The organism is Nocardioides sp., assembly GCF_050699375.1.
Classification (GTDB): domain Bacteria; phylum Actinomycetota; class Actinomycetes; order Propionibacteriales; family Nocardioidaceae; genus Nocardioides.
Map to the genome: position 1 here is coordinate 1 of NZ_JBOHDN010000367.1, position 7,648 is coordinate 7,648.

At 66.0% G+C, this 7,648-nt stretch carries 6 protein-coding genes; 5 read left to right on the forward strand and 1 reads right to left on the reverse strand.

Features of this window, described 5'->3' with window-relative positions:
- The first annotated feature begins 459 nt into the window (after positions 1 to 459).
- From ACRDPS_RS24355 to ACRDPS_RS24370, 4 genes are all read left to right on the forward strand, one after another.
- Complete coding sequence (locus ACRDPS_RS24355; protein ID WP_431504257.1) at positions 460 to 1,983, forward strand: hypothetical protein; 1,524 nt, start codon at positions 460 to 462, stop codon at positions 1,981 to 1,983.
- 89 nt (positions 1,984 to 2,072) lie between these two features.
- Entirely contained in the window at positions 2,073 to 2,411 is a 339-nt protein-coding gene (locus ACRDPS_RS24360; protein WP_431504258.1) for a hypothetical protein, read from the forward strand.
- Positions 2,412 to 2,567: 156 nt separating this feature from the next.
- Positions 2,568 to 4,421: an ATP-dependent nuclease gene (locus tag ACRDPS_RS24365; protein WP_431504259.1), complete on the forward strand. Its 1,854-nt coding sequence runs from the start codon at positions 2,568 to 2,570 to the stop codon at positions 4,419 to 4,421.
- Positions 4,414 to 5,904 (forward strand): UvrD-helicase domain-containing protein, encoded by a 1,491-nt coding sequence (locus ACRDPS_RS24370; RefSeq protein WP_431504260.1) that lies wholly within the window; start codon positions 4,414 to 4,416, stop codon positions 5,902 to 5,904. The genes ACRDPS_RS24365 and ACRDPS_RS24370 overlap by 8 nt, the downstream gene beginning before the upstream one ends.
- 200 nt (positions 5,905 to 6,104) lie before the next feature.
- On the opposite strand, the gene ACRDPS_RS24375 is transcribed toward ACRDPS_RS24370, so the two are convergent.
- Positions 6,105 to 6,488, reverse strand: a complete 384-nt coding sequence (locus tag ACRDPS_RS24375) for an MmcQ/YjbR family DNA-binding protein (protein ID WP_431504261.1) — start codon at positions 6,486 to 6,488, stop codon at positions 6,105 to 6,107.
- 247 nt (positions 6,489 to 6,735) lie between these two features.
- Between ACRDPS_RS24375 and ACRDPS_RS24380 the strand changes: the two genes are divergently transcribed.
- On the forward strand, positions 6,736 to 7,648 hold a 913-nt coding region (locus ACRDPS_RS24380; RefSeq protein WP_431504262.1), incomplete at its 3' end, for a glycosyltransferase.

Sequence of the window (7,648 nt, forward strand, 5' to 3'; positions counted from 1 at the left end):
CCACTCTCGACGACGCGAGGGAACGGCTGGCGAAGCACACCAAGCCCGGGCTCGCTCGGCTGGCTGAGCTCGCCGGAACGATCTAGGTGGACGTCCGGACCTGCCGTTCGCCATCGACAGCCTCATCGTTTCTAAAGCGTGCGGAATGCCCACTCGCGGCGAAGTGACGCGCCTCGAGAGCGTGCGGGTGCGGGCGGAATCGGACCTCGGCAGAGAGTGCGTCCAGGTGGAAGTGGCAGTGCGCGAACCTCTACGCTTGCAGGTGTTTCTTCGGATTCGTTCGGAACATACGAAGTCCGCCACGTGTGTGGAGCGGTACAGCCTTCTTGAGAGTGGCGGTCTGCGTTGGGAAGAGCCAAGGTCGACCAGACCAGTGTCCGCTTGCTCCCGGAGGCGGTCGATGCCCTCGCGGCAACAGCTGTCGCTCGTGGGTGTTCTCGAGATCGAGCGATTCGCAACTTGCTTGAGGAGTACATCTCGACCCAGCAAGACCTCGATCCGGGCGACCGCCTGACACACGTCACGGCCGTTCTACGGTATCCGCCGTTGCCGCCGGGGCGGGGTCGTCCGGATGGACGCGTTCGCGTCCCAACCCGTCTGCACGTCGGCACCATGGAGAGGCTCACCGCGCTCACGCTGCGTCTTCCCGGTCAGCCTCGACGTCGCGGGCTGAAGGACTATGCACGCAGTCCGTTGGCTGAGGCGCTCACAACCGCGATTGCCAGGGAGCAGTCCTTCGTCGTTCCCGGACTCGAGAGCGTCCCGCCGATCTGGACCCAAGCGGCAGCCGTCGGTCTGTGGCGGCTGACGGTCGCCGCCACCCTGACCGTGCCAGAGCAACTAGTCGTTTTGGGCGACCTCGAAACTCTCGATCTGGACGCCGAGAATCCGTCCGCGACTGCACAACTCCTGCGAGACGGGGACCTCGCATGGCATCACCCGTGGCGGTACGAGGTAGCGCTCCATCTTGCACGCAACCTGCTGAACGGACCGAAGTCGGCCCAGAACTGGCACTCGCTCCAGGACAGCGACGACAAGTTCGAGACCATTCGCTTCGATCTCGAACGCACCGACGACCTCGACCACCCCCTCCTTCGAGGTGCGACGAAACGGCCCCGCAGCGATCTGACGGGCCGCGGAGGGTCGTTAGTGTGGCGCGCGCGTCGCAGTCTCGCGCTCAAGGCGATCAGGGACTGGATTGCGTCTGAGCCGACGACGCCTCTGATCGCGTCCCCTCCACATGCCAAGATCGTCCATCCGACGGCTTGGACGTCGGTCCGCGTGCCAGCGGGTGACCAACTGCCAGAAGCGGTCCGTGCTAACGCAGAAGCAGGCAAGGTCCTCGTGTTCGCGGCGGCCGAGTACACGTCGGCATGGCCGTACCTGCGTGAGACCGGGGCGCCGGTGCCGCGGTTTGACATCGTGGTCGAGGAACTTTCCGACCGTCGGCCGGAGGAGATCGTGGAGCTTGTCCTCCTCGATGACGAGGGCCTCGCCGACATCTACCTGGAACCGGCCCTCGCTTGCAGCCTCGGGTTCATTACCGCCGCCCAGCGGGACCTGTTGATCGAGGATTCGGTGAAGGAGACGGCTGGCAGGATCGAGGAAATTCTCAAGCACCCTGAGGACTGGACTCCTAGCGAGCACGCGAAACTCGTCGCGCTCCGGTACGACCCGGAAGGTTTCTTCAAGTTCGCAACCGAGCAACACTACGTCGGGGAGGGCATGGCCCAGCCACGGTGGGTGTGGGAAGCCGGCCCGACGGTGACCGAACTGGACAACCTCGCCGGCGCCCCGGAGCGGCTGCGGCAGCTCGTGCGTTCTCGCGGCCTGTACTGGAAGTGGCGGCTCGAGATGTCGATGGGGGCAGCAGGCCGAGCGGCAATCGCGCGCGGCTACGCCATCGCGGAAGAACTCGCCGACGACGAGTGGAGCGAGCTGGACGAGGAGGTCGACTTCGATCTTGGTGATCTGCTCGATTGACCGTCTGGACTCTTCGGTGCGACATCCGCCGATAGTCGTGCCTTCGTGCGAGCCGAAAGGCTTGGTCCACACCCGTTTGAGGAGGAGCCGTGGGCCACAAGGAGAACCAGCCAGAAGCCATTGAAGCAGGCGGTCTGCGCGGTGACGCTGCTCCGGCCAACCCGGACGAAACCGTACTTGCCCGGCCCCGCCTCGGCGCTCCCAACGACTCCTGGGCCACGGTCCTTAAGGACGTTGTACGCGAAGCACCAAAGACCGCCCTCGTCATCGTGGGGACCGTCCTGTACACGCTTCTCAGCCTGATCGCGAACCTGATCGGGGTGTTCGCCGGGCGTGGCACGGCCGCACCGCCGTCCGGCCCACCGATCCCGCACGGCGTGCAGGTCATGCTCGAGGTTGCCTGGCGCACCATCATGAATGGCGGCTGAGCCGGGTCTGCGACGATGCCACGACGGAGGTGGAGCAGAACGGGTCCGAATCTCGCCGCTCTGTCAGGACGAATCTTCGGACATACTGCGCGCCCGTGTGATGTGCTCGTCCTCCTGTCCTAGCAGCGAGGTGGCATGCGAATCCGACGCGTCGACGTGAGCAATTTCCGTGGTATCAAGTCCGCCTCGTGGAGACTGTCGAAGGAGCAGACCTTCGTTGGACTCATCGGTCCCGGCGACTCGACGAAGACCACGCTCCTGACCGCCCTCGAGCGCGCCTTGCACGACCGATCCGGCCTCGCGTTCTACGACACCGACTTTTACGGAGTCGACATCGACGCTCCGATACGGATCCGGGTGGCGGTCGACGACTTATCCGATGAGCTCATAGCGATGGACGCGTTCGGCGGGTTCCTGTGCGGTATCGACGATGCGGGAGAGTGGTTCCACGACCCGAGCGATGACACCGACCGGTGCGTCATCGTCGAGCTCGTTGTCGAGGCAGACCTAGAGCCAGTGTGGCAGGCGTACCGACCTCCGCTCGACGGCGACGTCGAGGAGACCGTCGACCAGCCGCCCCTTATCCGGGCACGACACCGCGCTCGCATGACGGCCTACCGCATCGATGACCGCGTCGATGCCCACCTGCGGTGGTCGGCAACATCGTCGTTGGGCAAGCTGACCGCGAAGCGCGGCGACACGAAAGCCACCTTGACGGCCGCCAACCGCGCCGCGCGCGACGCGGCCGGAGCCGCGGTAACCGACGAGCTGAAGGACCTTGCGCACGAGGTGCAGGCAGCCGTCCTGGAGATCGGCACAGCCGAGTTCTTCGACCTCAAGCCCGGCCTCGACGCATCGTTGTCCAACACGCGCGGCAACCTCGCACTTTTCGAGGGTGATGTCCCGCTCATGAACTTCGGCCTCGGAACTCGCCGACTGACCGGAGCGGCGACACAGCAGCTCGCCAATCAGGGATCGACCACTCTGCTAGTCGACGAGGTCGAGCACGGTCTCGAGCCGCATCGGCTCGTGCATCTCCTGGGACACCTGCGTACCAAGGGCGCGTTCTCGCAGGTGTTCGTCACCACGCATTCCCCAACCGCGCTCCTGCACCTAGAACCAGCCGACCTGATGGTGGTCCGCTCCGGTACGGACGGCTCCACGCAGATCCGCTCGCTCGGAGACCCGTCCAGTCTGCGACCGCTGCTGAAGAGATGCCCCGAGGCCTTCTTGTCGAGACGTGTCGTGATCAACGAAGGCAAGACCGAGTACGGCGTGGTGCTGCGGCTGCTTCAGGAATGGGACTCCGGCACCATCCCCGCAGCTGTTCCTTCGGCGGCCCTCGGCGTGGTTGCCCTCGAAGGTGACGGCGGCACTGGATCAGCGAAGTGGGCTAAGGAGTTCCTCCGCGTCGGCTACGAGGTAGTGCTGTTCATCGACAGCGACGACCAGGCCGCGAACGACATGGTCCCCGAGGTCGAGCGCGCAGGAGGTGCCGTGGTCCAGTGGCCAGGCGGGGTCTGCATCGAGGCGGCGGTGTGCTCACAGCTGGACACCGTCGGCCTGACCGCCTACATCCGTGCAGCCCTGGAGGTCGCCGACGACCCGGAAGCGTCTAGCCAGTCGTTCTCTGCCCACTTGAGCAAGTACGCCGTTGTCGATGGGACGAAGCCGTCCGGGATCGACCTTCTTGACCTGACCACCTGGGCGACGGCGGGAATCGACCTCGGGGCCTGCCGGACAGCTGTGGCGACTGCATCGAAGGAGAAAAGCTGGTTCAAGCGGGTCGACAAGGGACAGCGACTCGGCACCTTCATCCTAGAGACAGAGTCGCTCCACAGCGGTCCCGTCCTCGACACGATCGAGGCGCTGAAGGCCGCGATCTACACGCGCACGACCGGGCAGGCCGGTGCCACGAACGACGTAGGCAGCGCTGGCACCGATCCGGGGCCGGCTGCTGCCACAGCGGAGCAGGTGATGCCACCTCTCGATGGCCCCGCGGATGGCTGAGCACATCTCCGAGGAGCTCGCCTCGGATGCCGCGGCATTCGCGGCGGCGCTGCCGGCGGCGGTCGAGATGCCCGCTGGCGCGGGCAAGACCCACCTGCTGGCAGCGACCGCCAAGCACATCGTCGATGACGGCGGCCGCGTTCTGGTGCTGACCCACACCAACGCCGGCGTGTACGCCATCAACGCCCGATTGAAGCGATTCGGACTCTCCAAAGGCGTGCACGTCGCGACCATTACATCCTTCGCGTTCCGGCTGGTTCGCTCCTACCCAGCCATCGGCGAACTCCAAGCCCCAAAGGCGATGGAGCCCGCGCACTCTACGTCCTACATCGCGGCCGCGACCCGGATCGCATCGGCGGTCCACATCCGGGCTGTGCTGAACGCCTCCTTCACGCACGTCCTGGTCGACGAGTACCAAGACTGCAACGATACGCAGCACGCTTTCGTGTCAGCCGTTCGCGCGGCGGTCCCGGCGACGGGGGTCCTCGGTGACCCGCTGCAGGCGATCTTCGGCTTCGCAGACCCGCTGGCCGACTGGACGACAGTCCTACACGACTATCCGCTGCACCCCACGGCCATCAAGCCGCATCGGTGGTCCGGGCACAACGAAGCGCTTGGCGAGTGGTTGCTGCGCATCCGGCCTCACATGGTGCCAGGGCACACCGTTCGATGGCGCAACATCGCTCTGCCGGACGGCGTGACGTTCCGCAATGTCGCCGGAGATCCGCGAGTGCTCACGCCCGGCTTCTTCGCCGATTACCCTGCCGACGAGACCGTCCTCATTGTCACCGACTGGGCGCACACCGCCCGCGGCGTTGCAGGGAACCTCAACGGGACCTTCACGGTGATGGAGGAGATAGCCGGGAAGTTCATGGCCGAGAGCCTCGAGAGGCTCGCCGCGACGACCCCCGACACGTACGCCCTGTGGCTCTTCGACCTGACGAAGGCCTGCCACTGCGGCCACGGAGTCCTGGACACCGGCACGCTGCGTAAGCGCTACGCGAACGGCCGCACCGCGGGGGACCTGCTCGACGGTGGCGAGGGAAGCCGAGCCGGAGCTGAGCCTGCGATCGGCGCGTTCGACTCCGTCGTCTCCGACCCCACGTTGTCGAATGTTGCGGCCGGAATGGACACCATCTCGAGCTCGCCGGCCTTGCGACTTCACTCGCACGAAGCCTGGTACGACATCCAGACCTCCATCCGCGGAGCGGTCGCTCAAGGCGGCGACCACAGCGTGCTGCTCGAGGAACTGGCCAAAGCACGCGAAGTGCTCCGGTACGCCGGCCGTCGCGAACGAAAGCGAATCATCTCTCGCACACTGCTGGTCAAAGGCCTTGAGTACGACCACGTCATCATTGCCGACGTCACCAAGCACGCGCAGGTGAATGATCTTTACGTTGCCCTCTCGCGGGCTCGCAAGACCGTCACGATCCTCAGCACGCGCGACCACCTCGTATTGCGGCCGTCCCCGAACGGACGCTAGCTAGCCCTTCCGCCCAGGACGGTTCGATGCAGTCCTAGGTTGCCGTCCCACGGAAGGGCTGGGCCGCTGGCCAACCGTCACGTCGGGCTACACGAGACTTGGACGAGTCGCATCCAGCCCGCGTCAGAGTGGGCGATATGTGCCACGGAGGCATCCGGCGTTAGCCCCGCTCGCTGGTGGCACCCTTACGAGTTCGCGCGTCAGCCGTCGAACCCATCGGCCAGGTCGGGTGGGGCGGCGGCGAGCCAGGCGTCGACGAGCAGGTCGCGGAGTGATTGTCGGTCGATGACAGTGAGCTCGAGGAGGATGGCGGGGTAGTTGTTGAAGTGCTCGATGGTGAACACGCCGTCGATGCCGGCTGCGAGTACGCCTTCCTTCTCGTGGAGGTCTGCGGTGTTGATCGCGAGGATCGGTGGGGCGGGCGGGGTCTGGTCGCCGAAGCGTTTGAGGTCGGCCTTGCTGAAGGGGCGCAGCCAGGCGATGCTCTTGCGGCGTACGGACCAGGTTGGGTTTCCGTAGCGCTCGCCTTCGGTGACCTCGGGCAGCTCGGCCAGGATCTGAGCTAGGTCTTCAAGCGTGGCCATTCTTGGAGCGTAGTTGTTAGAGGGTCTCGACGGGCTCGAACACCGGCTTTGAGCGACTCGTGGAGGTGGGTTCGATGAACCGTCGGTGAATCCGTGATGAAGGCACGCTGGGAAGCCGTCGGAGTGGTCAGAGGGGGCGGTTTTACCTGCCTAAGATCCTCCGGTCACCGGCCAACCGGGGCACCGGCGAGACCTTGTCTCGACGCTCGGGGGATCGTCACGGTTAGAACTTCAAGGACCCCCACGTATGCCTTCGACTCTGTTGTCGTTCCCCTATTACCGGAGCAATCCGTATCTCACGATGCTCACCGTGGCGCCCCGGGCGGCGGGGTGGGACGTGGTCGAGGGGATCCAGGGGCTGCGGCGGCTCGAGCGGCGGGCCGAGCACCTGGGGCGGGGGGATGTGCTGCATGTGCACTGGACCTCGCCGGTGACCAGCGGGTGCGAGAGTCTCGAGGAGGCGTGGGCCAACGCAGCCAGGTTCGAGGATGTGCTGAACGGGCTGCGCGACCGGGGCGCCGACGTGCTGTGGACGGTGCACAATTCGATCGCCCACGAGGCCGACTATGTCGATGTCGAGCTCGCGGTCGCCAAGGCGCTGGCGAGCAGTGCGACCCGGATCATCCAGCTCAACCCGGCGACGGTCGAGGAGACCGCGGCCTACTACACGCTGCCGCCGGACAAGGTCGTCGACCTGCCGCACTCGTCCTACCTCGGCGTCTACCCCGACGGTGGCGACGACGCGGCCTCGCGCGAGCGGATCGGGGTGCCGCAGGGGGTGCCGACGGTCGGCTTCATCGGTCAGATCCGGGCGTACAAGGGACTCGACGTCCTCTGCCGGGCGGTCGAGATCGCGGCCGAGAAGGTCCCCGACCTCACCTTCGTCGTGGCCGGCAAGGTGGTGCCCGTCGAGGACACCGAGACCGTCGCCGAGATGCTCTCGGCGCCTCACATCGTCAAGCGGCTCGGGTTCGTCGAGACCACCGACTTCTCCGACTGGCTGCGGGCCAGCGACGTGGTCGCGCTGCCCTATCGGCGCATCCTCAACTCCGGGTCGCTGCTGGCCGCCGGAACCTTCGGCCGCACCGCCCTCATCCCCGAGGACACCCCGGTCGCGCGGCAGTTCGCGGACCAGGAGTGGGTGGTGACGTACGCCCCGG